At 60.9% G+C, this 25,400-nt stretch carries 32 protein-coding genes; 20 read left to right on the forward strand and 12 right to left on the reverse strand.

The window, feature by feature from the left end; translation table 11 throughout:
* Positions 1-5 precede the first annotated feature (5 nt).
* The 3 genes from Q1M54_RS06965 to Q1M54_RS06975 all read left to right on the forward strand — a co-directional run bounded on the left by Q1M54_RS06965 (position 6) and on the right by Q1M54_RS06975 (position 3,082).
* Entirely contained in the window at positions 6-908 is a 903-nt protein-coding gene (locus Q1M54_RS06965; RefSeq protein WP_300555615.1) for a DMT family transporter, read from the forward strand.
* Positions 909-942: 34 nt separating this feature from the next.
* The gene (locus Q1M54_RS06970; protein WP_300555617.1) at positions 943-2,004 is read left to right on the forward strand and encodes a cyclase family protein; all 1,062 of its coding nucleotides are present in this window, start codon (positions 943-945) and stop codon (positions 2,002-2,004) included.
* Positions 2,005-2,113: 109 nt separating this feature from the next.
* A complete protein-coding gene (locus tag Q1M54_RS06975) occupies positions 2,114-3,082 on the forward strand; it encodes a tripartite tricarboxylate transporter substrate binding protein (RefSeq protein WP_300555619.1) in 969 nt (322 codons plus the stop codon).
* A 2-nt stretch (positions 3,083-3,084) separates the two neighbouring features.
* Here Q1M54_RS06975 and Q1M54_RS06980 read toward each other — a convergent pair whose 3' ends face one another.
* From Q1M54_RS06980 to Q1M54_RS06990, 3 genes are read right to left on the reverse strand one after another with little or no spacing between them, the layout of a single operon-like run.
* Positions 3,085-3,510, reverse strand: a complete 426-nt coding sequence (locus Q1M54_RS06980; RefSeq protein WP_300555621.1) for a hypothetical protein — start codon at positions 3,508-3,510, stop codon at positions 3,085-3,087.
* A 12-nt stretch (positions 3,511-3,522) separates the two neighbouring features.
* Positions 3,523-4,101 carry a restriction endonuclease gene (locus Q1M54_RS06985; RefSeq protein WP_300555623.1) on the reverse strand — a complete coding sequence of 193 codons (579 nt, stop codon included), beginning with the start codon at positions 4,099-4,101 and terminating at the stop codon, positions 3,523-3,525.
* Between the two features lie 40 nt (positions 4,102-4,141).
* Complete coding sequence (locus Q1M54_RS06990) at positions 4,142-4,966, reverse strand: TauD/TfdA family dioxygenase (protein WP_300555625.1); 825 nt, start codon at positions 4,964-4,966, stop codon at positions 4,142-4,144.
* A gap of 113 nt (positions 4,967-5,079) precedes the next feature.
* Between Q1M54_RS06990 and Q1M54_RS06995 the strand changes: the two genes are divergently transcribed.
* From Q1M54_RS06995 to Q1M54_RS07025, 7 genes are read left to right on the forward strand one after another with little or no spacing between them, the layout of a single operon-like run.
* Complete coding sequence (locus Q1M54_RS06995) at positions 5,080-6,048, forward strand: tripartite tricarboxylate transporter substrate binding protein (RefSeq protein WP_300555627.1); 969 nt, start codon at positions 5,080-5,082, stop codon at positions 6,046-6,048.
* Between the two features lie 19 nt (positions 6,049-6,067).
* Positions 6,068-7,048, forward strand: coding sequence for a tripartite tricarboxylate transporter substrate binding protein (locus Q1M54_RS07000; RefSeq protein ID WP_300555629.1), 981 nt, complete (start codon positions 6,068-6,070; stop codon positions 7,046-7,048).
* 3 nt (positions 7,049-7,051) lie between these two features.
* On the forward strand, positions 7,052-7,633 hold the full coding sequence (gene rraA, locus Q1M54_RS07005; RefSeq protein WP_300555631.1) for a ribonuclease E activity regulator RraA: 582 nt from the start codon (positions 7,052-7,054) through the stop codon (positions 7,631-7,633).
* On the forward strand, positions 7,630-9,054 hold the full coding sequence (gene leuC, locus Q1M54_RS07010; RefSeq protein ID WP_300555633.1) for a 3-isopropylmalate dehydratase large subunit: 1,425 nt from the start codon (positions 7,630-7,632) through the stop codon (positions 9,052-9,054). The genes rraA and leuC overlap by 4 nt, the downstream gene beginning before the upstream one ends.
* Before the next feature lie 26 nt (positions 9,055-9,080).
* Positions 9,081-9,746 carry a 3-isopropylmalate dehydratase small subunit gene (gene leuD / locus Q1M54_RS07015; protein ID WP_300555635.1) on the forward strand — a complete coding sequence of 222 codons (666 nt, stop codon included), beginning with the start codon at positions 9,081-9,083 and terminating at the stop codon, positions 9,744-9,746.
* A 22-nt stretch (positions 9,747-9,768) separates the two neighbouring features.
* Positions 9,769-10,692, forward strand: coding sequence for an ornithine cyclodeaminase family protein (locus tag Q1M54_RS07020; RefSeq protein ID WP_300555637.1), 924 nt, complete (start codon positions 9,769-9,771; stop codon positions 10,690-10,692).
* Positions 10,689-11,858 carry an FAD-binding oxidoreductase gene (locus Q1M54_RS07025; protein ID WP_300555639.1) on the forward strand — a complete coding sequence of 390 codons (1,170 nt, stop codon included), beginning with the start codon at positions 10,689-10,691 and terminating at the stop codon, positions 11,856-11,858. The genes Q1M54_RS07020 and Q1M54_RS07025 overlap by 4 nt, the downstream gene beginning before the upstream one ends.
* Here the strand turns inward: Q1M54_RS07025 and Q1M54_RS07030 are convergent.
* Positions 11,855-12,214, reverse strand: a complete 360-nt coding sequence (locus tag Q1M54_RS07030; protein WP_300555641.1) for a hypothetical protein — start codon at positions 12,212-12,214, stop codon at positions 11,855-11,857. The two genes, Q1M54_RS07025 and Q1M54_RS07030, sit on opposite strands and share 4 nt — an antisense overlap.
* Positions 12,215-12,219: 5 nt before the next feature.
* On the reverse strand, positions 12,220-12,588 hold the full coding sequence (locus Q1M54_RS07035) for a glutaredoxin domain-containing protein (RefSeq protein WP_300555643.1): 369 nt from the start codon (positions 12,586-12,588) through the stop codon (positions 12,220-12,222).
* Positions 12,589-12,677: 89 nt separating this feature from the next.
* Between Q1M54_RS07035 and Q1M54_RS07040 the strand changes: the two genes are divergently transcribed.
* The 4 genes from Q1M54_RS07040 (at position 12,678) to Q1M54_RS07055 (ending at position 15,797) form a co-directional block, all read left to right on the forward strand.
* On the forward strand, positions 12,678-13,313 hold the full coding sequence (locus tag Q1M54_RS07040; RefSeq protein ID WP_300555644.1) for a flavin reductase family protein: 636 nt from the start codon (positions 12,678-12,680) through the stop codon (positions 13,311-13,313).
* A 125-nt stretch (positions 13,314-13,438) separates the two neighbouring features.
* The gene (locus Q1M54_RS07045) at positions 13,439-14,437 is read left to right on the forward strand and encodes a S1C family serine protease (protein ID WP_300555647.1); all 999 of its coding nucleotides are present in this window, start codon (positions 13,439-13,441) and stop codon (positions 14,435-14,437) included.
* A complete protein-coding gene (locus Q1M54_RS07050) occupies positions 14,427-14,759 on the forward strand; it encodes a TIGR03643 family protein (RefSeq protein ID WP_300555649.1) in 333 nt (110 codons plus the stop codon). The genes Q1M54_RS07045 and Q1M54_RS07050 overlap by 11 nt, the downstream gene beginning before the upstream one ends.
* A gap of 186 nt (positions 14,760-14,945) precedes the next feature.
* Entirely contained in the window at positions 14,946-15,797 is an 852-nt protein-coding gene (locus Q1M54_RS07055; protein WP_300555651.1) for a B12-binding domain-containing protein, read from the forward strand.
* Here Q1M54_RS07055 and Q1M54_RS07060 read toward each other — a convergent pair.
* Positions 15,774-17,039 (reverse strand): Stealth CR1 domain-containing protein, encoded by a 1,266-nt coding sequence (locus Q1M54_RS07060; RefSeq protein WP_300555653.1) that lies wholly within the window; start codon positions 17,037-17,039, stop codon positions 15,774-15,776. The genes Q1M54_RS07055 and Q1M54_RS07060 overlap by 24 nt on opposite strands.
* Entirely contained in the window at positions 17,026-18,387 is a 1,362-nt protein-coding gene (locus tag Q1M54_RS07065) for a Y-family DNA polymerase (RefSeq protein WP_300555655.1), read from the reverse strand. The genes Q1M54_RS07060 and Q1M54_RS07065 overlap by 14 nt, the downstream gene beginning before the upstream one ends.
* A 228-nt stretch (positions 18,388-18,615) precedes the next feature.
* Here Q1M54_RS07065 and Q1M54_RS07070 point away from each other — a divergent pair, with 228 nt between their 5' ends.
* The 4 genes from Q1M54_RS07070 to Q1M54_RS07085 all read left to right on the forward strand — a co-directional run bounded on the left by Q1M54_RS07070 (position 18,616) and on the right by Q1M54_RS07085 (position 20,363).
* Positions 18,616-19,143, forward strand: coding sequence for a heme-binding protein (locus tag Q1M54_RS07070; RefSeq protein WP_300555657.1), 528 nt, complete (start codon positions 18,616-18,618; stop codon positions 19,141-19,143).
* Between the two features lie 108 nt (positions 19,144-19,251).
* On the forward strand, positions 19,252-19,563 hold the full coding sequence (locus Q1M54_RS07075) for a transcriptional regulator (protein ID WP_300555659.1): 312 nt from the start codon (positions 19,252-19,254) through the stop codon (positions 19,561-19,563).
* On the forward strand, positions 19,556-19,876 hold the full coding sequence (locus Q1M54_RS07080; protein WP_300555661.1) for a BrnA antitoxin family protein: 321 nt from the start codon (positions 19,556-19,558) through the stop codon (positions 19,874-19,876). The genes Q1M54_RS07075 and Q1M54_RS07080 overlap by 8 nt, the downstream gene beginning before the upstream one ends.
* Before the next feature lie 130 nt (positions 19,877-20,006).
* The gene (locus Q1M54_RS07085; RefSeq protein ID WP_300555663.1) at positions 20,007-20,363 is read left to right on the forward strand and encodes an HNH endonuclease signature motif containing protein; all 357 of its coding nucleotides are present in this window, start codon (positions 20,007-20,009) and stop codon (positions 20,361-20,363) included.
* A gap of 6 nt (positions 20,364-20,369) precedes the next feature.
* Here the strand turns inward: Q1M54_RS07085 and Q1M54_RS07090 are convergent, their stop codons facing one another.
* The 5 genes from Q1M54_RS07090 to Q1M54_RS07110 form a co-directional block, all read right to left on the reverse strand.
* Positions 20,370-20,945 (reverse strand): pyridoxamine 5'-phosphate oxidase family protein, encoded by a 576-nt coding sequence (locus Q1M54_RS07090; RefSeq protein WP_300555665.1) that lies wholly within the window; start codon positions 20,943-20,945, stop codon positions 20,370-20,372.
* A gap of 54 nt (positions 20,946-20,999) precedes the next feature.
* On the reverse strand, positions 21,000-21,875 hold the full coding sequence (gene cho, locus Q1M54_RS07095; protein WP_300555667.1) for an excinuclease Cho: 876 nt from the start codon (positions 21,873-21,875) through the stop codon (positions 21,000-21,002).
* A 21-nt stretch (positions 21,876-21,896) separates the two neighbouring features.
* The gene (gene umuD / locus Q1M54_RS07100; RefSeq protein ID WP_300555669.1) at positions 21,897-22,328 is read right to left on the reverse strand and encodes a translesion error-prone DNA polymerase V autoproteolytic subunit; all 432 of its coding nucleotides are present in this window, start codon (positions 22,326-22,328) and stop codon (positions 21,897-21,899) included.
* A gap of 171 nt (positions 22,329-22,499) precedes the next feature.
* The gene (locus Q1M54_RS07105) at positions 22,500-23,315 is read right to left on the reverse strand and encodes a fumarylacetoacetate hydrolase family protein (RefSeq protein ID WP_300555671.1); all 816 of its coding nucleotides are present in this window, start codon (positions 23,313-23,315) and stop codon (positions 22,500-22,502) included.
* A 32-nt stretch (positions 23,316-23,347) separates the two neighbouring features.
* Positions 23,348-24,241 carry an MBL fold metallo-hydrolase gene (locus tag Q1M54_RS07110; protein WP_300555673.1) on the reverse strand — a complete coding sequence of 298 codons (894 nt, stop codon included), beginning with the start codon at positions 24,239-24,241 and terminating at the stop codon, positions 23,348-23,350.
* A 94-nt stretch (positions 24,242-24,335) separates the two neighbouring features.
* On the opposite strand from Q1M54_RS07110, the gene Q1M54_RS07115 reads away from it, so the two are divergent.
* Positions 24,336-25,013: a transglutaminase family protein gene (locus Q1M54_RS07115; RefSeq protein WP_300555675.1), complete on the forward strand. Its 678-nt coding sequence runs from the start codon at positions 24,336-24,338 to the stop codon at positions 25,011-25,013.
* Positions 25,010-25,384 carry a hypothetical protein gene (locus tag Q1M54_RS07120; protein ID WP_300555677.1) on the forward strand — a complete coding sequence of 125 codons (375 nt, stop codon included), beginning with the start codon at positions 25,010-25,012 and terminating at the stop codon, positions 25,382-25,384. The genes Q1M54_RS07115 and Q1M54_RS07120 overlap by 4 nt, the downstream gene beginning before the upstream one ends.
* The last annotated feature ends 16 nt before the right edge of the window (positions 25,385-25,400 follow it).

Below are 25,400 nucleotides of genomic sequence, written 5' to 3' on the forward strand. Positions count from 1 at the left end.
GCCCCATGAGCCAACTTTTCAGCGACAGCGCCCGCAACCGTCGTATCGGCATAGCGCTGGTCACCGTGACCACGGTGATGTTTGCTGTTCTGGACGCGTCTGCCAAATGGCTGGTCATGACCCTGCCCGTGATGCAGGTGGTGTGGATGCGGTTTTTGACGCATTCGCTGTTTTCGATTGCTGTCTTTGCGCCCTCCCTCAAGAGAGACCTATGGCGCTGGCGCCACCCCCGCCTGCAATTGCTGCGGGGCCTGATGTTGGCCAGCATGACAGGCCTCAACTTTTGGGCCTTGCAGTATTTGCAACTGGCCGAAACCGGGGCCATGCAGTTTTCAGTGCCGATCTTGATTGCACTGCTCTCGGCCTGGTGGCTGGGCGAGCGGCTGGATGCCAAGCGCTGGCTGGCGATTGCGATGGGTTTTGTCGGCGTGCTGGTCATCATCCGCCCGGGCAGCAGCGGCTTTCACCCAGCCATTTTGCTGTCGGCACTCAATGCCGTCTTGTACGCGCTGTTCAACATGATGACCCGCTACCTGGCCAGCAGCGACAACCCAGCAACAACCCAGTTGACTTCGGCGGTAGTGGCCACCTTGGTCATGACGCCGATCGCCTTGTGGCAGTGGCAAAACCCAGCCACCTTGCTCGAATGGCTGATCATGGGCTTGGCCGGTTTATCTGGCGGGATTGGCCACTATTTTGTGGCGGTGGCCCACCGCTATGCCTCGGCAGCGGTGCTGGGCCCGTTTCTGTACCAGCAGATCATTTACATGAGCGTGCTGGGCTGGTGGGTGTTTGGCCAAGTGCCCGATTTGACCGTGGTGCTGGGCACCTTGGTGGTGGTCGCCAGCGGTCTGTATCTGCTGTGGCGCGAGTTTCAAAAACCCGCCCCGCTTCCTTTAACCGACTGACCCATCCAGGGTTTCAGCACAACAGGAGTCCATCATGTCCTCATCCTCCCGCTGGAAACACCGCCCTCCGGGCTCTAACTGGGGCGACTTCGGCCCCGACGACCAATGCGGACGCATGAACCTTCTGACACCCGAGAAAGTTTTGCAGGGCATCGCCGAAGTCCGCACGGGTCAGACTTTCAACCTGAGTTTGCCGCTGGATTTTCCGGGTGGTAATGTGCTCAACCCCAGACGCCAGCCGCCCGTGCTGCGCCCCACCTTGCGCGAGGGCAAGGCCAACATGAATTACCAACTTTGGTGCGATGACCCCAGCTGCACCGATGTGATTTGCGACGATCTGGTGATCATGCACTTGCAGTACAGCACCCAATGGGACAGTTTGGCGCATGTGGGCTCCATGTTCGATGCCAATGGCGATGGCATACCCGAAGCGGTTTATTACAACGGCTTTCGGGCCGGTACAGATGTGATCGGCCCCAGCGGAAGCGGCGGTGCCGGTATTTTTGGTTTTCCAGAAATTGCCCGCGAATCCACATCCTCGGCCAAAGCGCTGGGCATCGAAAAAATGTCCGAACGCTGCGTCCAAGGCCGCGCCGTGATGATCGACCTGCACGCCCACTTCGGGCGTGAACGGGTGCGGGTGGACTACGACCTGTTGATGGACATCTTGCAAAAAGACAGGGTGGTGATTGAGCCTGGCGACATGGTGTGTTTGCACACGGGCTTTGCCCAAATGCTGCTGGAGATGAACAAACAGCCCGATCCACACACGGTCGAAAACGCCTGCGCGGTGCTCGAGGGTCGAGACGAGCGCTTGCTGCAGTGGATCACCGACTCGGGTCTGGTGGCCCTGATCGCCGACAACTACGCCGTCGAGGGCTTGCCCGCCACGCCCCGGCCGGGCAGTTGCGCCGCCCTGCCTTTGCACGAGCATTGCTTGTTCAAGCTGGGCGTGCACTTGGGCGAAATCTGGCACCTGACCCCGCTGGCCGATTGGCTGCGCAGCCACGACCGCCAACGGTTTTTGCTCACCGCGCCACCGCTGCGCTTGCCCGGAGCAATTGGCTCGCCAGCGACCCCGATCGCCACGGTCTAAGCTGTTCGACACTGTTGCCAATAACCGCCCTGTTCAGGGTTTGCGCTAGAACCATGATCGACGGGATCAGGCCATACTCATGCTTTTGATATTTCCAAGAGCCAAAACCATGAAATCCTGGATGACCCGTGCAGCTTGCGCTGCTTTGGTGACGTGCATGCCCCTTGTATCTTGGGCGCAAGCTTGGCCAACCAAGCAACCGATCAAATTGGTCGCTGTTTTCCCGCCAGGCGGCTCGGTCGACCAAGTCGCACGCATTTTGTCCGGCCCTTTGTCGCAACAATTGGGACAAAGTGTGGTGGTTGAAAATAGAGGCGGCGCATCCGGCGTGATTGGCACTGCAGGCGTGCTCAGTGCGCCGGCCGACGGCTACACCTTTGCGGTGGTGTTTGACACGCATGGCGTCAACCAAAGCCTGATGCCCAACATGCCCTACGACAGCAAGCGGGACTTGGTGCCATTGGTGCTGGTGGGCACGTCGGCCATGATGCTCACCACCCATGCGGCCAGCGAATACAAAAGCTTTGCCGATGTGATTGCCGCCTCCAAGGCCAAAAAGAATGTGGCTTACGGCTCAATTGGCAACGGCAGTCTGGGCCATTTGGCCATGACCTTGATGGCCAAAAATGGCGGTCTGGAATTCAACCATGTGCCTTTCAAAGGCGGCGGCCCCTTGATGAACGACGCCATCGCAGGTCACATTCCGCTGACCATTGGCACAGTGTTCTTGAACAAGCCACACATCGACAGCAAACGCCTGCGTCCTCTGGCGGTGACCTCATCCAAGCGTGTGGCGGAATTCCCCGATGTGCCCACCATTGCCGAAGCTGGCTTTCCAGGTTTTGAAGCACCTGCTTGGTGGGCTCTGCTGGCCTCGGCCAAAACGCCACCCGACATCATCAAGCGCATGAATGAAGAATTGAACAAGACACTGAGCAACCCCGAAGTCTCCAAGCGCTTGGAGGCGCAAGGCATCAGCATTGCAGGGGGCAGTGTGGAACGCGCCAAGACCTTCATCGACGGCCAACTCGACACCTGGGCCAAAGTCGTGCGTGAAAACGGCATCAAGCCCGACTGATCTCAATCGGCGTCTGGCAGGGGCGCATCGGTCACCCGTTCGGGGTTCAACACCCGAACGCGGTGGTCAACGTAGTAGCCACCAAACTCGGTGTACTTGAGCAACACGCGGTCGCACTGGCCACACGCAAAAACATCACAACGGTTGTAGGGAAAAAACTGGGGGGCAATCGGCGCCTCGGGTGACTCGTAGCGTGTGCCGGCGGGGTGAAATTCTGCAAAACTGGGTTCTGGCAAAGGTGAGCCATCGGCGTCCAGTGTGGCCCGCAAGCTGCCCAGTTGTTGCACGGCACCTTCTGGCCAACGGTCACCGCTCACGCTTTCCCAGCCCTCACACGCCCCCAGAGAACAATCGCAAGCTTTGGGTGTGTGGCGCTCTGCCAGTGCGCGCAAGGCTTGCGCGTCCAGCACCTGGTTTTCAGTGGTCATGGTGCCAAAGCCTCACAAAATTTTGATGGTTTCAGCTGTCAGCATGACCAAGTCTGCATCCGAGATGAGGGTGATGCGGTTTTGTTCGGCGTATTCGTTGGCTTTGGCACTGACTTGGCCCAGGGTGATGCACACACAGTTGCGCGCCTCCAGTGCGTCCCGAGCAGCCACCAATTCACGCAAGGACTCCACCCCCAGGGCAGCGGCCTTCCAGCGTTTGGCACTGACCACCGTGAGAACACCTTTTTTCTCCAATTGCATGTCGGCAGCGCCATTCAGGTGCTTGACGGTGTAGCCCTGGCGGGTGAACGCTGTCTCCAGCAAGGCAGAAAAATCACGCCAACCCATGCTCGAGAGCATGCTCATGCCTTTTTCAAGTTCTGCGGCACTGGGCAAGTTGCGCTGGCGCCACATGGCCATGCAGCCAATCACAAAGAAAGGGAAACCGCCCAGCATGCCCACACCGGCATATTCTTTGGGCAACAAGGCTCCTGCCGCCAAAGCAATCACCGCCACCAACACAAAGCTGATCCACCACGGTGAACGCAATAACACCGCGAACAGCGACTTCTCTGACATTTTGAATTTCACACCGACTCCTGAACCTGAAAAAAGCAGGCGCTATTTTCGCTCAGCAAGGCGTGTCACCCGCCAGTGTGATGCGGTGCATGACCCGTCGAAAACCATGGTAATCATTGACGGGGTTGTGCTGCGTGCAGCGGTTGTCCCAAACCGCCAGCGAATGAGGCTGCCAAACAAATCGGCAAGTGAACTCGGGCTTGACTTGGTGCTGAAACAAAAAGTTGAGCAAAGGCGCGCTTTCGGCGTCCGTCATGCCCACGATGCCTGCGGTGTGCGCCACATTGACATACAGCGCCTTGCGGCCGGTTTCGGGGTGGGTTCTCACCAAAGGGTGGTGCGCAAGATGCGCTTGGGGCGAACTGTCCTTGCCGTCCGATTTGATGCGGTCCTCGCGGGTTTTGGAGACGTCGGCTTTGGCCGAACTGCTGATGCCCACCAACCCGTCCAGCAGGCGCTTCATGGTGTCCGACAGCGCTTCCCAAGCCAAGTACTGGTTGGCAAACAGCGTGTCACCGCCATATGGTGGAATCTCTTTGGCCAACAGCATCGAGCCCATGGGGGGCTGTGGCAAATAGGTGGTGTCGGAGTGCCAAATGCCACCAAAGTTGACTTTTTCATGTTCGAGTTTTTTGACCTCGATGACACACGGAAAACCCTCCAGCCCTTTGACAAAAGGGTATTCGATCGGCTGCCCCAGCGTTTGCGCGAACGCCATGAATTGATGGGGCGAAAGGTCTTGGTCGCGGAAGAAAATGACCTGGTTTTGCAACAAGGCATCGCGGATTTCGCGTTGCTGCTCCCCGCTCAAAGTTTGGGTCAAATCGACCCCGTGCAGCTCGGCGCCCAGGGCACCTGCAATTCGGCGAATCATCATGCTTTTCATTGTGTCACAGCACCTGGGCTGGGCCACCCCGTGGCTTGTCCGCCGTGAGACAAGCACGGCGTGCGTGCTGTGTCATTCTGAAGCACCTTTTCATTGGAGCGGAAATGATCCTACGCGGTATAAAAATCTTGGCCTTGTCTTTGGGCCTGTGTCTGACTCAAAGCGCTGTGCTGGCGCAAGAGTTTTTGTCCAAACCCGTGCGCATTGTGGTGCCGCAAACCCCGGGCGGTGCGTCCGATGCATTGGCACGCATCATGGCGCAAAGACTCAGCGAAAAGTGGGGCCAATCCGTGGTGGTCGAAAACCGCGCAGGCGCGGGTGGCAACGTGGGCATGGAGCATGTGTCCCTGGCTGCAGCAGACGGCCACACCTTGCTGATGAGTTACGCGGGCTCTCACGCCATCAACGCCGCCTTGTACAAAAAACTGCCTTTTGATCCAGAAAAAGATTTCGAGCCTGTGGCCACCTTGGCGACCTTGCCTTTTGTCTTGGTGGTTCGGCCTGACTCGCCAGTCAAGAGCATCAAGGATTTGGTCGAGCAAGGCAGCCGCGCACCCCTGACGTTTGGCTCAGCGGGCAACGGCTCGGTCAACCATTTGTTGGGGGTCATGTTCAATGCTGCCGCCAAAACCAAACTCGAACACATTCCCTACAGGGGCGCAGCGCCCGCCATGCAAGACCTGATGGGCGGTCAGATCAACATGGTCTTCACCAGCCTGCCCTCGGTCTCGGGCGCCATCAAGGCCGGCACATTGCGCCCGGTGGCCGTGACCAGCGCGGTGCGCTCAGGCAACTTCCCCAACATCCCCAGCATCGCGGAGTCAGGCTACAAAGAATTCGATGTATCGCCTTGGTTCGGGCTGTTTGCCCCCGCCAAAACACCTGCTGCGGTGGTCAGGCGCATCAACCAAGATGTGCAAGACATCCTGAAAAACAAAGACGTGATTGAGCGCTTCAACGCGCAAGGGGCCGATGTGCTGATCACTCAACCGGCCGAATTTGCCAACATGCTCAAGCGCGACCTGGCCAAATGGGCCGTGGTGGTGAAAGAGTCCGGCGCCCAAATTGACTGATACCCCACAAGGAAAGACGATGACACATGCTTCTTTTTCTCGCCGCACGGCGATGGCATTGGCCTTGGGGCTGTCCTTCAGCGCGGGCGCCATGGCGCAAACCTGGCCTGACAAACCCATCCGCATCGTGGTGGGATTTGCACCCGGTGGTTTCACCGACGTGCTGGCCCGCACCATTGGCCAAAAGCTGCAAGACCGCTTGGGCCAACCCGTGGTGGTGGACAACAAAGCCGGTGCGGCTGGCACCGTAGGCGCCGACATCGTGGCCAAAGCCCGGCCCGATGGCTACACCTTGTTGCTGGGCCACAGCAACTCCAATTCGGTGGCACCTGCGCTCTACCCCAAACTGCCTTACGACGTGGTGAAAGACTTCACACCCATCATCCGCGTCGCCTCGACGCCTTTGCTGCTGACCGTCAATCCTGGTGTGCCTGCCAACGACGTCAAGGGCTTCATCGCCTTGGCCAAACAAAAACCCATGGGCCTGAGTTTTGCCTCATCGGGCAGCGGCAGCGCACAACACCTGGCAGCGGCCCGCTTCATGTTGGCCACCCAGACGCAGATGAATCACATCCCCTACAAAGGCAGTGGTCAAGCCATCGTCGATTTGCTGTCGGGCCAAGTCAACCTGAACTTTGAAAGCCCTCCCAACGTGATGCCGCACTACCAAGCGGGCAAGCTGCGGGTCTTGGCCATCACCAGCGACAAACGTTCGCCCCTGATGCCCAACGTGCCCACCATGGCCGAAGCGGGCGTGGCCAACGCTGAAATGCTGCAATGGTTTGCCGTGCTGGGTCCAGCCAAACTGCCTGCCGACATCACCCGTCGCTTGAACAGCGAAATCGCCGCCATTTTGCGCTTGCCCGAAGTGGCCGAAAAAATCGCCTCTCAGGGCGGCGAAATCATTGGCGGCACGCCCGAATCGTTTGCGGCTTTCATCCCGGAAGACAGCGCCTCTTGGGCCAAGCTGGTGCGCGAAGCCAACGTGCGCATGGACTGAGCCATGTCAGCCATCCCGAAAACCACCGACCTTTGCGACGCTCGCGAGGATGTGCAAGCCTGTGCCGTGCTGTTCCAAAGTTACGGCCTGCGCCAAGCTTTTACCGGGCCGATACGCACCTTGCGGTGCTTTGAGGACATTGGCCTGATGCGCGACACCGTGAGCCAACCCGGACACGGTCAGGTGCTGGTGATTGACGGCGGGGGCTCCATCGCGCGCGCCTTGTTTGGCGACGTCATGGCCGAACTCGCCTCACGCAACGGTTGGGCGGGTTTGGTCATCCACGGTGTGGTGCGCGATGCCAACGAACTGAACACCATCGCCATCGGCGTCAAAGCCCTGGGCACGGTGCCCAAGCGCGGCAGCCGCACGGGCTCTGGCGAACGCGATGAGCCTTTGCATTTCGGCGGCGTGACCTTCACCCCGGGCGACCATCTGGTGGCCGATGCCGATGGCGTGATCGTGCTGCCCACGGGTTTGACGGCCGCAGACATAGCGGTCGCTGACGTGGTGGCCGCTACCGCCGCTTACGCTGCGGGCACCGTTTCACGGGCAGAGACATCGCCACTTGCATCCCCGACATGACGGGGCGCACCCTGTACCAGCGCATCGTGGATGCGCACACGGTGCGGCCACTGGGTGACACCGGGCAAATCCTGCTTTATGTCGACCGGCAGGTGCTCAACGAATACACCAGCCCACAGGCTTTTGCGGCGCTGCATGCGCAAGGCCGGCCGGTGTGGCGGCCAGGCTGCACCCTGGCTGTGGTCGACCACGTCAACGCCACCACGCCTGTACGCAACGCCCGCACCATGGTTTTGCAAGATGCCGACCGCGCCCGGCAAGTGCACACCTTGGCCAACAACTGTGCCCGCCACGGCATTGAGCTGTTTGACATGCTGGACACACGCCAAGGCATCGAACACGTGGTGGCCAGCGAACAAGGCTGGGTTTTGCCAGGCATGGTCATGGCCGCTGGCGACAGCCACACCACCACCCACGGGGCCATGGGGGCTTTGGGGTTTGGCATTGGCAGCAGCGAAATCGAACACCTGCTGGCCACCCAGACTTTGGTGTACCGACCCCAAAAAAACATGCGCGTCACGGTACACGGCTTCTTGCCGTCGGGCATCACGGCCAAAGATGTGGTGCTGAGCCTGATCGCGCAGATCGGTGCCGATGGCGCTGCTGGCCACGTCATCGAGTACACAGGCGACGCGGTACGCGCGATGGGTGTAGAGGGCCGACTGACACTGTGCAACATGAGCGTGGAGGCCGCAGCGCGTGGGGCCATCGTGGCACCGGACGATACCCTGTTTGACTACCTGCACGGTCGCCCGCGTGTGCCGCAAGGGTCACTGTGGGATGCCGCCGTGGCGCAATGGCAAAAACTCAAGAGCGACGACGCTGCCGTGTTTGACCGCGAGGTCAGCTTGGACGCCCGCCTCATCGCGCCGCGCGTCACCTGGGGCACCAGCCCAGACCAGGGTGTGGCCATTGACGGTGTGGTGCCCGACCCTGCTCTTGAAAGCGACGCTCAACGGCGCCAAGGCATGCAACGCGCTTTGGCTTACATGGATTTGAAACCTGGCCAAGCACTGCAGGGCTTGCCCATCAGCCATGCGTTCATTGGCTCATGCACCAACAGCCGCATCGACGATTTGCGTGATGCCGCGCGCTATGTGAAAGGCCGCCGCGTGGCGCCCGGCGTGCGCGCCATGGTGGTGCCGGGGTCCTCCAGCGTGCGCGTCCAAGCCGAGGCAGAAGGCTTGGCCCGTATTTTTCAAGAAGCCGGTTTTGAATGGCGCCAGTCGGGCTGCTCGATGTGCGTGGCGATGAACGAAGACCACCTGAACCCGGGTGACCGCTGTGCCTCCAGCACCAACCGAAATTTTGAAGGCCGCCAAGGCGCAGGCGCGCGCACCCATTTGATGAGCCCCGCCATGGTGGCTGCTGCCGCCGTGAGCGGAGTGCTGACCGACTTGCGCACCCTGTCCAGTCTCTGAGGCATCACGCAGGACTTCTCAACCATATGACCTTTAAGCCACCAGCTTCCCACACCCGAAGCCCCCTCACCACCCTGTCCGGCCCTGCGGCCGCCCTGAGCTTGCCGCACGTCGACACCGACCAAATCATGCCCAAGCAATTCCTCAAGGGCATTGACCGTGAAGGTCTGTCCCAGGGGTTTTTGCACGACATGCGTTTTGATGCAGCAGGCCAAAAACGCGCCGATTTTGTGCTGAACCAAGCGCCTTGGACCGAAGCCCAATTTTTGATCACCGGACCCAACTTCGGCTGTGGCTCCAGCCGTGAACACGCTGTTTGGGGCATGCAACAGTTGGGCATCCGCTGCGTGATCGGGGCCAGCTTTGGCGGCATTTTCAGTGACAACTGCCTGCGCAATGGTGTGCTGGCCTTGGTCCTGCCCGAAGTCGATGTGGCGCGTTTGATGCGCTTGGCCCAAGACCCTCTGCTTTGCCACATGCAACTGGAATTGCCAACGCAAAGCTTGTACACCTCAGGGGACGTACAACGCTTGCGTTTTGACCTCGACCCTCTGCACAAAGAGATGCTGTTGCATGGTTTGGACGCCGTGGGCATGAGCCTGACGCATGCCCAAGACATCCGAGAATTTGAAACTCGGTACCACACGGCTTCTCCATGGGCTGCGCCAAGGCAAAATCACACCACCCCCTAAAAGCGCCTCTTGGAGATGCCCCATGGTCCATTACTTTGACGAAGCCCGCGTTCAAGAACTGCTGAGCGTTCCCGATTTACTCCAAGGCGTGCGCGATGCCTTGGTGGCATTGTCGCTGGGGCAAGTGGTGCAGCCGCTGCGCATGGTCATGCCGATTGGCCAAGCCTCCAACGACGGCCTGCTGTTTCTCAAACCCGCACAACTGGGCGATGCCCTGAGCACCAAGCTCATCACCCTGGTGCCCGGCAACGCACAAAAGGGTTTGCCAACCTTGCTCAGCACCATCGTGTTGATGGACCCCGCCACTGGGCAAACCTTGGCAGTGATGGAGGGCAACACCATCACTGCCATGCGCACGGCGGCTGCATCTGCCGTAGCGGCAGACAAGCTGGTGCCGCGCACCCCGCAGGTGGTGGCCATGCTGGGCAGCGGCGTGCTGGCCCGCAGCCATGCACAAATGTTGCGCGCCGTGCGCGAGGTGTCCGAGATTCGGGTGTGGAGCCCCAACTCCGCCAACGCCCAGTTGTGCGCACGCGACATCGATGGTGTGGCTTACCCCAGTGCAGAACAAGCGGTGCGCGGGGCCGACATCGTGTGCACGGTGACCAACGCCAGCGAACCGGTGCTGCAAGGGGCATGGCTCAAGCCCGGCGCCTTTGTCGCCGCCGTGGGTGCACCCCGCCCCACTTGGCGCGAGCTGGACGATGCGGCCATGGCCAACTGGGTGGTGGCCGATCAACGTGAAGCGGCTGAAAAAGAGTCGGGCGATGTGATGCTTTCGGGCGCAACGGTAGCTGCCGAGATCGGCGAAATTTTGTGCGGCCGTGTTGCACCGCCTCCGGCAGGCACCACCATGATTTTCAAGTCACTGGGCCAAGCGGTTGAAGACACTGTGGCCGCACGACTGGTTTACCGCGCGGCGTTGGCCGAGGGCTTTCGTCTGTGAACCGCGCCGATGTGGTGATCGTGGGCAGCGGCGTCATGGGCGCGGCCACGGCCTATTGGTTGACCTGCCTGGAGCCTGGACTGCGCGTCACGCTGGTCGAGTCGGACACGCGCTACGAAAAAGCTTCTTCATCCCTGTCGGCCAGCTCGATTCGCCAGCAGTTCACCTGCCCGGTCAATATCCACCTGAGCCAATACGGCATCGGTTTTTTGCGCCAGGCCGATCAGCACTTGGGCCTGCCCGATCAAGCTGTGGCGCTCGGTTTGCAAGAGCCCGGTTATTTGTATTTGGCGCAAACCGAGCAAGTGGCTGGCATGCAAAACGCCCATCAAATTCACCAACAAGCCGGGGCCGATGTCGCGCTGCTCGGGCCCGAAGCCCTGCGCCAGCGCTTTCCTTGGTTGAACGTGGACGATGTGGCCCTGGGCAGTCTGGGTCTGAGCGGCGAAGGCTGGTTCGATGGCCCAGCCCTGCACCAGGCATTTTTGAAAAAAGCCATGGCACAAGGCGTGCAACGCGTGCACGACCGGGTGGTGGGCATGGCGCACACCGACACGCAAGTGAGCGCAGTGCAGCTGGCCAGCGGCGGGAGCTTGTCCTGCGGCCAAGTGGTCAATGCTGCGGGGCCATGGGCTGGCGAAGTGGCGGCCATGGCCGGGGTGCAATTGCCCATTGAAGCCGCGCGGCGCACGGTGTTTGTGCTGTCTTGCCCCGAGCCACTGCCGCAATGCCCCTTGCTGATCGACCCGAGCGGCTGGTGGCTGCGGCCTGAAGGCCGTTTTTTGATCACCGGTGCAGAGCCTTTGCACACCGAAGCCAAGCTGCCGCTGGAGCCCAACTGGGCCGAATGGAACGACGAACAATGGGCTTCGCTGGCACACCGCATCCCGGCGCTGGCGGCTTTGCGCGTCGAGCGGGCGTGGGCGGGTTACTACGAGATGAACACCTTCGATCACAACGCCGTGATCGGCCCACACCCTGACATGCGCAACCTGTATTTCATCAATGGTTTTTCAGGTCACGGCATGCAGCACTCCGCTGGGGCCGGTTTGGCACTGGCCGAGTGGATGCTGCAAGGCAAGTCCAAAACCATTGATGTGCAAGCCTTGGGCTTTGAGCGCTTGGTGCAGAACAGGCCGCTGCTTGAACTCCAAGTCATTGGCTAATCCATCAGGTCTTCGCGGGCTTCGATGTGCAAACGCTGCACCACCGAGCCTCGGGTGCCCGCCACAGCGCGGATGCGCAGGGCCGGACCGGCTTCAAGGACCACACGGCAGTGGTAATCGAGCCCGTCGGTCTGACCCGGGCAGCTGCTGGCGATGCGACGGTGCCACTGCTGCTTGCCATCGATCTCCAGCGTCAATTCGTGCCAAGCCTCGGCGTTGTCTTCAGGCACGCGCACCCACAGGCTCACATCGATGTCAAAGGTGCGTGCACGCTTGAGTGCGCCAGGAATGTGAAGCACGGCCACCCCATCGCCCACCTCGGTGCGCCACAACTCAGGTTTTGCGATGGACGCCATGGACTTCAGGATTGCAGCAGGGTTTGCAGTTCGCCGCTGTCGATCAGGCGGCGCAGGTCATCGGCCCCACCGACCAGCGTGCCGCGCACAAAGACCATGGGAAATGTGGGCCAACCGGTCCACATTTTCAGGGCATTGCGCAAGCGCCACTTAGAGAAATAGCTGCCAAGCTCGATGTATTCGTGCGCCACGCCCGCTGCGGCCAGCGCCTTACGAGCCTTGCCCACAAAAGGATTACCCGACAAACCCACCACCACGACGGCGTGCTGGGCAATGGCAGTTTGCACCTGCTGGATCACGGGCAAGTGGTGCTCGGCAATGCGTTGGCGAATGGCCGGGTGGATGGCCGATTCGGCGAGAAGGGTTCGTGTCATGGTGGTCCTCAAGAGGACGCGATCATAGTCTGCAAGGCTTGTCCGGTGCATGACTGCCCCAGCCGCCCTTTGCCGCTTACAGTCAAGCCATGCAGCACTTTTACGAACCCAAAGCAGGCCACGGCCTCAAACACGACCCCTTCAACGCCATCGTAGGCCCGCGGCCCATTGGCTGGGTGTCCAGCCGCAGCAACAGCGGCGTTTTGAACTTGGCGCCCTATAGTTTTTTCAACGCCTTCAACTACGTGCCCCCGGTGATTGGTTTTTCCAGCATCGGGCGCAAGGACTCTTTGAACAACATCGAAGCCACTGGCGAGTTTGTCTGGAATCTGGTCACCCGCGAACTGGCCGAGGTGATGAACCAAACCTGCGAAGCCGTGCCCCCTGAGGTGAGTGAGTTCGATCTGGCGGGTTTGACGCCCGAGCCCTCGCGCATCGTGGGCGTGCCACGCGTGGCACAAAGTCCGGTCAGTTTTGAATGCCGTTGTACACAAATTTTGCAACTGAAAGACTTGCAAGGCCAAAACATCGACACCTGGATGGTGTTTGGTGAAGTGGTGGGCATTCACATCGCGCAGCGTTTGCTCAAGGACGGCGTTTATGACACGGCCAACGCGGGACACATCCTGCGCGGCGGTGGTCCGGCCGATTACTTCAGCATTGGGCCAGAGCAACTGTTCAAGATGTACCGCCCCGCCAGCGGTGCGCGCGATTTGCCCAAGTAAGCAGTAGGCTCCCCGGGCATGGGGTTAAGTCGCACCGGCACACAATGCATTTGGGCTGTTAACGGTGTACGACCATCGACAGCCGTTTATCGAACCATTGTTGGCCGTTTTTACGGGGAATGACCATGAACCACCCATTGCTGATGGTGTTGTGTGCAGGCTTGTTGGCTTGGCCTTTGGCTTGGGCACAGCCTGGGCAGACACTGAACGAATCCACCGTCCAGCGCATCATGCAATCGGTCGTGGGCGTGCAAACCCGCAGTGACGAACAAGCCAACACCACGCGCACCTTGGGCCAACAAAGACAGGGCTCTGGCGTGGTCATCGCCCCGGACACGGTGCTGACCATCGGTTATCTGCTGCTGGAGGCAGAAAGCGTGGACCTGATTGACCACCAAGGCAGACGGGTCCCGGGGCAAGTGCGTGCCGTAGACAACGCCAGTGGTTTGGGGCTGATTCGGGCCTTGGTGCCCCTGCGCCTGGAGGCCGTCCCCTTGGGCGACTCTGACACCTTGCCCACCCCTGGAAAACTTTGGACACTCGGCCAAAGAGAATCGGAGCTGACGGCGCTGGAACTGGTCTCTCGCCAACCCTTTGCGGCTGCCTGGGAGTACCTGCTGGAAGCCCCCTTGATGACCCTGCCCGCCGTGAACAATTGGAGTGGCGCCGGGCTGTTTGACCAGCGCGGGCAACTGATCGGTATCGGCTCTTTGCTGGTGCAAGACGTCTTCGGCGACCAGCTGCCCATGCCGGGCAACCTGTATGTGCCGGTGAACCTGCTCAAAGACCCCCTGCCCGACCTGCTGCGCACCGGCAAGCGCCCAGGCCCTGCGCCCTCGTGGCTGGGCATCAGCAGCCAAGCTTTGCCCAGCGGCGGCTTGGGCGTACTGCGTGTCTCGCCCGACAGCCCAGCGGCCCAAAGCGGCGTGATGGTCGGCGACACCTTGCTGGCCCTGCAAGGCCAAACCTTGGTCAGCTTGGCCGATTTTTACCGACGTTTGTCGGCATTAGGGCCTGCAGGCAGCCCCCTGACGCTCAGCATCCGCCGTCAGGGCCAAATCCGGCAAATTGAACTCGTCACCGGCGACCGCAACCGTTCCTTCAGGCGCCCCAGTGGCATTTGAAGCCGCCCCGCTGGAGGGGCTCGACGCTGCCGACACCTCACAGATCATTGCCATGGCTTGGGACGACAGCACCTCGTTTGAAGCGATTGCGCTGAACTATGGTTTGGACGAAACGCAAGTGATCGCCCTGATGCGGCAAAACCTGAAAGCGCGCTCATTCCAAGTTTGGCGCCAACGGGTACGCGGCAGAAGCAGCAAACACGCCGTCAAACAAGCGCGACAAACTGCGCACACGCCAACGCCAGCTTCACTGGCCTTGGCAGACAACACCGATGAATTTCCGCTGCGCGAAAGCCCTGTAACGCGGCTAAGCCTTGAATAATGCGAGCCTGCTGTACACCTTGATTTACAGGTGATAACCCCTAGAAATGTCAGGCCAATGTGACTTGCACAGGGAGGTTGAAACCGTTAAGGTCAAAACTAACTTTTGGACACCTTGATGTACCTCAATCTACCGGGCCTTTCTTTCAACCCGTTGAAGGCACATGCAAGCGCTTTGTTGACACTCATGTCATCCCTCGGACAAAGTTTGACCCACCGCGCCATGCAACCGCAAAACGCAGACTCATCCAACGGTCAAGACGAATGCAAACGGTCTTTGACCGAAGTCATCGAGACGCAAATCATCCCGCGCCTGGTGCAGGCGCACAGGATCGACCTGCACGACGCCAACGCACCCACTGCAGGCCCGGGCATATCGCCCAAACAGTTGGCCACCTTTGTCGCGTTGAGCAAATCGAGCTCCGCCAGCGAGACCACCCAATTCATCGATGAACTGCTGCACCAGGGCGTGACCACCGACCGGATTTTTCTGGAACTGATCGCCCCCGCCGCCCGTCAACTGGGCTTGATGTGGGAGCAAGATCTGTGCGACTTCACCGAGGTCACCTGCGGCTTGGTGCGCATGCACGAGATCACCCACCGCCTGGGTTTTGAATACCAAAACGGCCCACAACTGGGCGGCGATGTGCAGCGCATCATGCTGGCATCAGCCCCGGGATCGCAGCACTTTTTGGGCATGACCATCGTGTCCGATTTTTTCCGCAAAGCCGGCTGGGACGTGGTCATCGAGATCTCGCTCAGCGAAAAAGAACTGATGCACGCGGTCAACAACGAATGGTTTGACGTGATCGGTATTTCTTGCGCCACCGAGGCGCAGCTCAAAACATTGCCGGGTCTGATCCGCGCCCTCAAGTCGTCTTCTGGCAACCCCGAACCGGGGGTTTTGCTGGGTGGCCCCATCTTCACACTGCAACAGCACGACGCCCGCAGTTTGGGCGCAGACGGCATTTGCATCGATGTCAAAGAAGCCGTGGCGCTGGCCGCGTCTTTCCGCTCAAGCCCTTCGGCGAGCGCCTGACACCGGGCTTTGGTGCGCCGCAGGGGCTTGCGCACCTTGGTGAATTTCGGCCGCTGCCGCTTCTGAAATGCCCACTTCGGTCCTCAAGCCACTGGCATGCTGGCCCGCTTGCTCAAAAGCCGAGGCATTCGGCAGCATGGCCTGCAACACCGTTTGCACTTTGAGCAAACGCGGATCGTCGTGTTGCGCATCGTCTGTGGTGTCGTTGATGCAAAAGAAATCCAAGGCACCAAACTCAGCCGTCAAGACTTGCAACTGCGCCTCTTGATCGGCATCACCCGTGGACACATGGCCGTGTCGGTAAGTGCGCAACTGGGCCAAGCCGTGTGCCAGCGCCCAACGCAAGACAAAGTCAGACACGATGGTGGGCTTGTCCCAACTGCGAAAGACCGTGGAACGCACACCCGCAAACAATTCAGGCGCGGTGTTTTCCAGCTCCAGCAAGATGGAGCGGCGCATGGGCCTGGGCGAATGGGCAAAGGTGCGAAAGGTGCTTTGGTACAGCGGGTCTTGCGTGCGGCTGAGCGGGGCTGCGGCCTGTCCGGCCAAGGCCAGCCGGGCCTGCGCCGTGAGCCATTCGATCGACAAACGGCAGGCATTTTCAAGCGAGGTGGCGTCCGTGCGCATGGCCTCGTCCGTCACCTCCGGCTCGTCTGACCAGGTCACATAAAAACCATCGCCAGTGAACCAATCGTCCGGGTTCAGGGGCGCACCCAAAAACACATCGTCATTGAAATAAAAGTAGCGCTCAGACAAGCCCGGAATGTGGTGAATCCACGACTCGATGTGGCCCGAATCGAAGGTGGGCAGTGAAGCCTCGGGCATCAGATCGCGGTGGTCCACCAGCGTCAAGCGGTCCGAGGGCCGCAGCCAATCGGGGGCTTGGGCATCGGTGACGATGTAGACGTGGCCGTGCTGGGGGAAAAACTTCTCCAGGGCGCGCAGGCTGTAACGCAGCTCATGGTTGTCACGAAAGCGCCCTTCCACGTTGCTGTAACGCGCCATGGCCGCACCCGTGTCTTGGGGCAATTGCGCCAAAGCCGCTTCGCGCTTAGCCCGCCAAATCGCGTCATTGCCATCGACCCACAGGTACACCACGTCGATGGGTCGGTCGTTGGTATGGGGGGTATTTGCCAACGCGGTCGCGGTGGTCTTGGGAATCAGAGGCAAAACAAAGTGGGCAAAAATTTTTTGAGCCCTGAGTCTACCATTGGGGTCAGAGCGCTTTTCAATACCCGCCATGGGCTGAGGGCCACTGATCGACCGCCCGCACGGCGTCGTTTTGCACCGTCAACAAGCCCCGCCAGTCGGTCGTGTAGGCCGGGGTTTTGAAATCTTGCTTCATGTGCCAAATTTGCGCCGCGTGCCCTGTGCCCGCGCTGCCCAGCTTCAGGCTGCCCCGGCCGTGGCGCTGGTTGATCTGGTCAATGGCCTGCATCAAGCGTGTACGGTTGGCGGGCTGGGTATCGCCTGCGTGGCGCGACAAATCGAGCGTCATCTGTTGGCGCGTGGCTGGCTGCAAGCCCATCAGCATCACACCCGCTTTGGCGTACAAAAAGCCCGGCTGGTAAATGCTGTCCAGCAAAGCCAATGCCGCCTGCGTGATGTGCGCGCTGTCGCTGGTGGGCACGGGCAGCGGCAGGCAGGCGCTGCGGCTGTACTGCGCGTCTTGCTTTCTGAACGGGCTGGTGCGGATGAACACCATCACCTGCGCCGCATGGCCCTTTTGCTTGCGCAGTTTTTCTGCCGCGCGGCAAGCGAACTCGGTCACGGCCTGCTGCAAATCGGCCAGCTCGGTCACCGGGCGGCCAAAGCTGCGGGTGCAGGCAATCTGCTGCTTGGCCGGGGGTTCGTCTTCAAACTCGATGCAGGGCGTGCCGTTCAGTTCGCGCACGGTTTTTTCCAGCACCACCGAGCACATGGCCCGCGCAGCCGCCGGGCTCATCACGGCCAGGTCTTGCGCTGTGGTGATGCCTTGCGCCCGCAGTTGCGCCGCAATGCGCGGACCCACGCCCCACACCTCGCCCACTTCAGTGGCCTGCAAGAGCTCGGCCAGCTCTTGCGGGCTGCACGCCCCCAGGTGGCAGATCTGCGCATGGTGGGCCGGGTAACTGCCGGGCTTACGCTCGGCGCTTTTGGCAATCGCATTGGCCAATTTGGCGAGCGTCTTGGTGGGCCCGATGCCGATGCAGGTCGGGATGCCGATCCACCTCAAGATGCGCCTGCGGATGGTGCGGGCGCGGCGCACCAAATCACCAGAGATACCACTCAGGTCCACAAAGCTTTCGTCAATGGAATAGACCTCTTGGGTATGGCCCAGGCCTGCGGCCAGGCTCATCATGCGGTCGCTCATGTCGCCATACAGGGCGAAGTTGGCAGACAGCGCGATCAGGCCAGCATCGCGCTCGAGCTCGCGCAGCTGAAAGTAAGGCGCGCCCATCTTGATGCCCAGGGCTTTGGCTTCGTCACTGCGGGCGATGGCGCAGCCGTCGTTGTTGGACAGCACAACCACCGGCCGGCCTTGCAGCCAGGGCTGGAAGACGCGTTCGCAAGAGACGTAAAAGTTGTTGCCGTCGATGAGGGCGAGCATGGGGAGGGGCATGGCCAAATACTGTATTTATAAACAGTATATAGAGAATAAAAGAAGCAACGGACCAGGTGGTGTTACCCGCGGTGTTGACACCCAGCTCGCGCAAGCGTGCGCCAGCGGACCGATGGCCTGCCCCCCATTTGCTTTAATGTCTGACCAGACCCCTTTTTCAAGCGAGCTTTTATGCGTTGGTTTTTTTCTGTTTTGTTTCTTTTTTGTGGAGCCGCCATGGCCGTTGAAGAACCGCGTTACACCGTGCTGGTCTCAGACCCGCCTTTTGAAGTGCGCCGCTACGCCGCGTTCACCGTGGCGCAAACCCAAATCAGTGGCGACTTTGACGCGGCCAGCCGCAATGGCTTTCGGCGCATCGCGTCTTATATTTTTGGTGACAACGTCCAAGCCGAGGTGGGCGCGCAGCGCAAGATCTCGATGACAGCGCCCGTCACCGTCGCCCCCGAGTCAGAAGGCTGGCGCGTCCACTTTGTGATGCCCGCCGCCGAGAGCATGCAGACCTTGCCCAAGCCACTGAACCCCCAAGTTCAGCTGCGTCCTGTGGCCGAGCACGAAGTGGTAGCCGTGCGTTTTAGCGGCTTCACCACGCAGGCCAGCGTTGAAGAGCAAACCGAGCGGCTGAAGGCTTGGGCCAAAGCCAAAAACCTCAAGCTCAGCCCCACGGCCCAAGTGGCCCGTTACGACGATCCGTTCACCTTGCCTTGGAACCGGCGCAACGAGATCTTGATTGACTTGTTGCCCTAAGACTGAGCCCACGCGGCTTCATTAGCAGATGCTCGAGCCCCGAGCATCTGCTGCCTCCTGCAGCTGCCATCGTTCGATCAACTAATTTTTTGCTAGTACAATTAATTAATGTTGACCGTGCACGAAACCCCAGACTTCATCGCTTGGTCAGCCAAGGTCTGGACCGATTCCGAACGGTTTGAGTTCATAGCGTGGATCAGCGAAAACCCAATGGCTGGAGATGTGATTCCCGGGGCTGGTCCCTTGCGCAAGGTGCGATGGACACGCCAAGGCATGGGCAAGAGCGGCGGTACCAGAGTGATTTATTTCAACCACTTGACCAACGGAGAGATTGTTCTTTTGTTGGTTTACGCCAAAGCCAAATTTGACAACCTGAGACCTGAACTGCTGCTGAAACTGAAGGAGCGATTCGATGCCTAAATCCAAAACCACTCAAGTGTCCCCCGTGGACCCCGAAATGCTTGAATTTGAAGCGGCTTTGCTGCGCTCGGTCGATCAGGCGCTCAAGGGTGAACTGGCCGCAAGCCACACGCCTCAAGCGATTCGGGCACGTGGTGCAGGTCGCCCTGTAGGCAGCGTCAAGCCAGACCGCAAAGTGCCCACCACCATCCGTTTGTCGCCCGAGGTCTCATCGGCTTTTCGTGCCACCGGTCATGGTTGGCAAACCCGCATTGATGCAGCGCTCAAAGATTGGCTGCGCACGCACTCCCCATCGACTGAAGCCGGACATTGATCCAGGCCAAGTCACGGCCATTCAACATGACCGGATGCCCTGAAAGCGGCTGGGCTCAATCGCCCGGAGCGGCCTAGGCAGCGGGTCGTCTGTTGTAGCCTTGGGCGATGGTCAACTCAGTCTTGCAGCCGTGACAGGGCGGATTCGCAAAAAGCGCATTCAAGCCCAGCTTGAAGCCCTGCCCGCACCGCGCGCTGACGACGTGCTGTGCCCACTGTGTAACCGCCCCATTCCGCCCAGCCAACAAGATGCGCACCACTTGGTGCCCAAGTCGCATGGCGGTGCACACACCGTGCTGCTGCACCGCATTTGCCACCGCCAAATCCACGCGCTGTTCACCGAGACCGAGTTGGCCCGCACCTACGCCACGGTCGAAGCCTTGAAGCAGCCCGAAGAGATGGCCCGCTTTATCCAGTGGGTGCAAACCAAACCCGACGCGTTTTTTGAAAAAAGCCGCAAGAGTCAGCGGCTCAAAAGCAGGCGCTGAAAGTATTCAGGGCGTGAGCCACTCCCAGGTGTTGGCGCTCAGCTGCGCACGGCGGTGCCCTTGGCGCGACAGCTCCAGCCAGTCCATCTGCAGCACTTGCGCACGCAGCACGGCAAAGCTGTGCGTGGACGTGGGGGCGTGCGCTGCATCTGCACCGGCTGATCTGCTGCCATGCGGCAACACCGCACCCGGTGCCAAGGGCGACAAATAATCGCCCGCAGCCGCCGACTGCTTGACCCCTTGCCAAAGCGCCTCGACCTCTGGGCCAGAAGTGATCACGGAGCAAGTCACCCGCACCCGCAATTGCCAACTCAAACGTGCACTCCAAAACACCAACATCGCTGCACCTTGGGCCTGCAGTTGGGCCACTTTGGGGCTGCGGCTGTCGGTGTAAAAAGTCAGCAGGCCAGCCCCCACGTCCACCTGCCGCAGCACCACGGTGCGGGCATCGGGCAAGCCGTCTGCATCGATGGAAGCCAACACCGGTGTGCGCCATTCGTGGTGCCGGTCCAAGCTGGCGCGGCCCAGTTCTTTCCAAATTTGGGGGCGTATGTCCTCGGGCGTTTGCAGGTGGATTTTCATGATGCGAAGGGTTGACGGGGACTCAATAGGCCGTGCTTGAACAAGTGTGATGCTTCACAACGCCAAAATTTCTACACTCCCCGTGAGCACCGGGCGGCACAAAATTTTGTAGCCGTCGGCGTCAAAGTGGGCAGCCACTTGGCTGACCGACTGGCTCAGTTGGCGAGCGGCCTCGGGGGTCGGGGCGCTACCCAGATAGCACCAGTGCTTCACGACGTGGATTTGCGTGAGTTCGGCATCGCGCTCGACCAAACCGACCGCGCCCGGGTAAGGCCAGCATTCCACGCGCAGCGCCAGCAGGCTGCTGAACAAGCGCTCGCGGTGCGCCTCAGGCATTTCGTCGCCCCGGCACACACCCGCGCACTGGCGGATGGCAGCCCTGAAGCAGGCTTTGCCGGGGGGCAATTTTTCCAGGCCCAGCGGCCCGTAGCAAAGTTTGTGTTGGTCGGCCACGGCCCGCAGCGCATTCAGCGCCGCATGGCGGCTGGCGTACAGGCCATACAGCTCGGGCTGGCTGGCAAAGTCGATGTCGCGGGCATACACGACTTGCGGCACTTCGCCCGTCAGTTGCAAGCTGCACAACTGTTGGTTGCGGCGCAGTTTTTGGTTGAACAAGGGGTGCTGGGCCTTGATCATTTGCGCCTCTAGAAGCAGCGCCCCGATCTCGCCCGCCGTGCGGATGTGGCTGATGCGCTGGGTCTGGCGCAGCATGCGGGCTTCGTCGGGCGTGCGCAGGTGCGAGAGCAATCGCGCACGGATGTTGATGCTTTTGCCGATGTACAGCGGCAAGTCGCCTTCTTGGCCGTGAAAAATGTAAACACCCGCCCCGGTGGGCGCATCTTCGATGGCTTCGCGCAGGTGCTGGGGGTATTCGTAGACGCGCCCAGCCTCGAAGTCGTCGCGGCGGTGGCGTGGGGAGATGGTGGCCATGTCGGAGGTGATGGAGACGGGTCAGGTTTGGTGCTGGTGAATGGTCGCGACCACCACACCCCAGACGTCCACGCTTTGGCCGTCTTTGGGCACGATATCGGGGTAATCGGGGTGGGCCGCTTGCAATCGGATGCTCTCGCCCTGCAAGCGCAGGGTTTTGCAGGTGAAATCGCCGTCGATCACCGCCAGCACGATTTGCCCATCGGCCGGGGTGATGGCGCGGTCCACGAGCACCACCGAGCCATCCAGGATGCCTGCATCGCGCATGCTTTCGCCCCGCACACGGATGTAGAACGTGGCCTGCGGGTGTTTGACCAATTGCTGCATGAGGTCGATGCGCTCGACTTGGTGGTCTTCGGCGGGCGAGGGAAAGCCTGCGGCAATGCTGGCGGGCAGGGCCTGCAACCACCAGTTTCCGGGTGGCAGGGCTTGGGGAATATCGAGGGCGTGCATAAGGGGAAAGCCTGGGCTGCAGGTGCAGCTGTGGGTAGGTCAAAATACTGTTTATATTTACAGTATACTGAGCTTGTCATGCTTCTTGCAGTTGCCTGACATTTTTGTTGATTTACGCCCCGGGCTTTGCGGCTCGGGGCGTTTTTTTGGGCGCTCGGACAGCGGCGGCGCTCAGCGCATCTGGGCATTGAGGCTGCCCAAGGGCGCAGAAAACTCGGCGCGCCAGCTTTCGCCCACCTGCAGGGGCCAGGCGTCGGTCCAGGTGCCGGTGGTGATCACGTCGCCCGCTTGCAGGTCGACCGCGCCGGGGCATTGGCGCAGCTCTTTCAAAAAGTGGTGCAAGGCATTGAGCGGGCTGTCGAGCACGTTGGTGCCGCTGCCCTGCTCCACCGCCTGCTCGTTTTTGAACAGCGTCACTTGGGCCTGCGCCAGCAGGGTGTGCAAGGTCTGTGCATCGGCAGCCAGTTGCTGAACCGGCAGGCGCTGGCCCACCAGCAGGCGGGCGTGCAAGCCGCTGTCGGCCATGGTGTCGGTGGCGGTGAACTTCCAGTCCAGGCAGTGCGACTGCACGACTTCAAAACCCGGAGCAATCCAGTCGATGGCTTCAAACAGCTGCTGCATGCTGGCATTGGCCGGTGGCGTGGCCTTCATGCCGAAGACGATTTCGGGCTCCAGTCGGGGCTGGCAGGTGTGGGTCAGGTCGATGCTGCCCTCGGCCGTCCCCGATGCGGCAGGCTGGGCAAAGCCGAGGCCTGTGTTCCAGACCGTGCCCCACATGGGTCCAAACACCTCGTAGCGCTGCCACAGCGTGCGGTTGGTGAAGCCAATCTTGTAGCCCTTGGGCACTTCGCCGCGCTGCTGGCGCAACTGGCGCACGGCCAGGGCTTTTTGGTAGGCCGCGGCCGTGTCAGGGCCGCCCACCGCACCGGGCGCCTGGCCCCACAAGCGGGCTTGGTCGTGGTGCTGCAAGAGTTGTTCGGGGGTCATGTGGGGTCTCCTGATGAAATGGTGAAAAGGCTTCACACCGCCACAAAGCGGCCATCTTCCAAGGGCTGGATCTGTCCCTGCGCCAGCAGCTCGGCCAGGTGCATGCCGATGGTGTGGCGCTCGGCGCAAGGCACAAAGGGTACGTCGTAGCCTTGTGGGTACAGCAGGCGGCGGTCCACCAGCTCATCCAGGCTGTGTGGGGTCTGCAAATAACCCAGCAGTTGCGCGCTGCGCTCATCGATCTTGCTGGCAAAGCGGGCCAGATCGGTCAAAAACTGCGCACGGTCGGTGATGACGGCCTTGTGGTGGGAGGTGGCCCAAATGCGGGCGTCCAGCTCGGCCACTTTTTTCAAAGTGTGCCGAAAGTCGCTCAGGTTGGAGGTGGCGTCGCCGTAGTACGGGCCAAAACCGCTCAGGTCGATGTCGCCAATGAAGGCCAGCCCTTCACTTTCCACCACGAGGGCGCAATGCCCCGCCGTGTGGCCCGGCAAGTGGTGCGCCCGCACGCGCACGCCGCCGCCCAAGTCCCACAGCGCGCCGTCGCTGTAGCCGGTGGCATCAGGCCGGGGCTGGTAATGAAAATCCTTTTGCACAATCTGATGCATCGCATCCAGCACGTCTTGCGGATAGCCATAGTGCTGGCACATGCCGTCCCACGATTGGGCAGCGGCCAGGTCGGCCTCGTGCACCTGCACCGGGGCGTGCATCAGGCGGTGCAGCCCGGCCATGTGGTCTTCGTGCACATGGCCCAGGATGACCAGGTCCACCGTGTCCAACTCGGGACCGATGCGGTTGGCCACCTCGGGCGTGTCAAAGGCCACCCGCATGTCGGCCCCCTGCACGATCAGCTGGTTCCCGTCGGGATATTTGCCGGACTTCTCGCCCAGGTGCACCCGCACCGCCCCGAAATTCAAAACCGAGTCCATGCCCGTGTCTCCTTGTGTTGTGCCGCAAAGCACCATCAAAGCACTATAGCCAGCGTGACAGCCCGGCGCTGGCACGCAGGCTACAGTGAGCCACATGAACGACCTGCCCTCCCCCGCCACGCTGGCCGCCACGGCCTTGATCGACAGCGACCACCCGAATGTGATCGCCTTGGCGCGCCAGCATGCGCAAGGCGCCACCGACCGCGAGCGCGCGGTGTCGCTGTACCTGGCGGTGCGCGACCAATTTCGCTATGACCCGTACCGCATCGACCTGTCACCCCAAGGCATGCGGGCCAGCTCGGTCATCGCCCAGGGCTCGGGTTGGTGCGTGCCCAAGGCGGCCTTGATGGCGGCCGCTTGCCGCGCGGCGGGCCTGCACGCTCGACTGGGTTACGCCGATGTGCGCAACCACCTGAGCACCGAGCGCTTGCGCCAAACCATGCAGACCGATGTGTTCATCTGGCACGGCTATGCCGACATCTGGTTGTACGGCCAGTGGGTCAAGGCCACGCCCGCCTTCAACATCGAGCTGTGCGACAAATTCGGCTTGCTGCCGCTGGAGTTTGACGGGCGAAACGATTCGATTTACCACCCCTTTGACAAGGCCGGTAACCGGCACATGGAGTACGTGAACCAGCGCGGCACCTTTGACGACATGCCTTTGCCGCAAATCGTGACCGATTTCAAAACCGTCTACCGGGGATGGATGGCCGAGAACGACCCGCTGCAAAACGCCAGCTTTGCGCAAGACGTTGACCAGGAAACGCGATGACCCTGCGCGAACTGGTGTTGCTGGATTCGATTGCGCTGGTCAACGCCAGCCATGCCGGCGCAGTGATCGTGTCGGGCTCGCACGGGGGCCTGTCGGCCTCGCACTTTGTGACCGCACAAACCCACAAACCTTTCGCGGTGGCCTTCAACGACGCCGGTGGCGGCAAGGACGATGCAGGCCGTGTGGCGCTGCGCGAGCTGCAGACGGTGGGCGTACTGGCGATGTTGTACGCCCACACCTCGGCGCGCATTGGCGAAGCGCAAGACGGACTGGACAACGGCGTGGTCAACGGCTTGAACGCGCTGGCTCTGGCGCATGGCCTGCAGCTGGGTATGCGCGTTTCAGACGCGGTGCGGCACCTGGGCGGCTGAGCGCCTCTTGCCGTGC

This window comes from Limnohabitans sp. Rim8 (genome assembly GCF_943326455.1).
In the GTDB taxonomy this organism is placed as follows: Bacteria; Pseudomonadota; Gammaproteobacteria; order Burkholderiales; family Burkholderiaceae_C; genus Limnohabitans_A.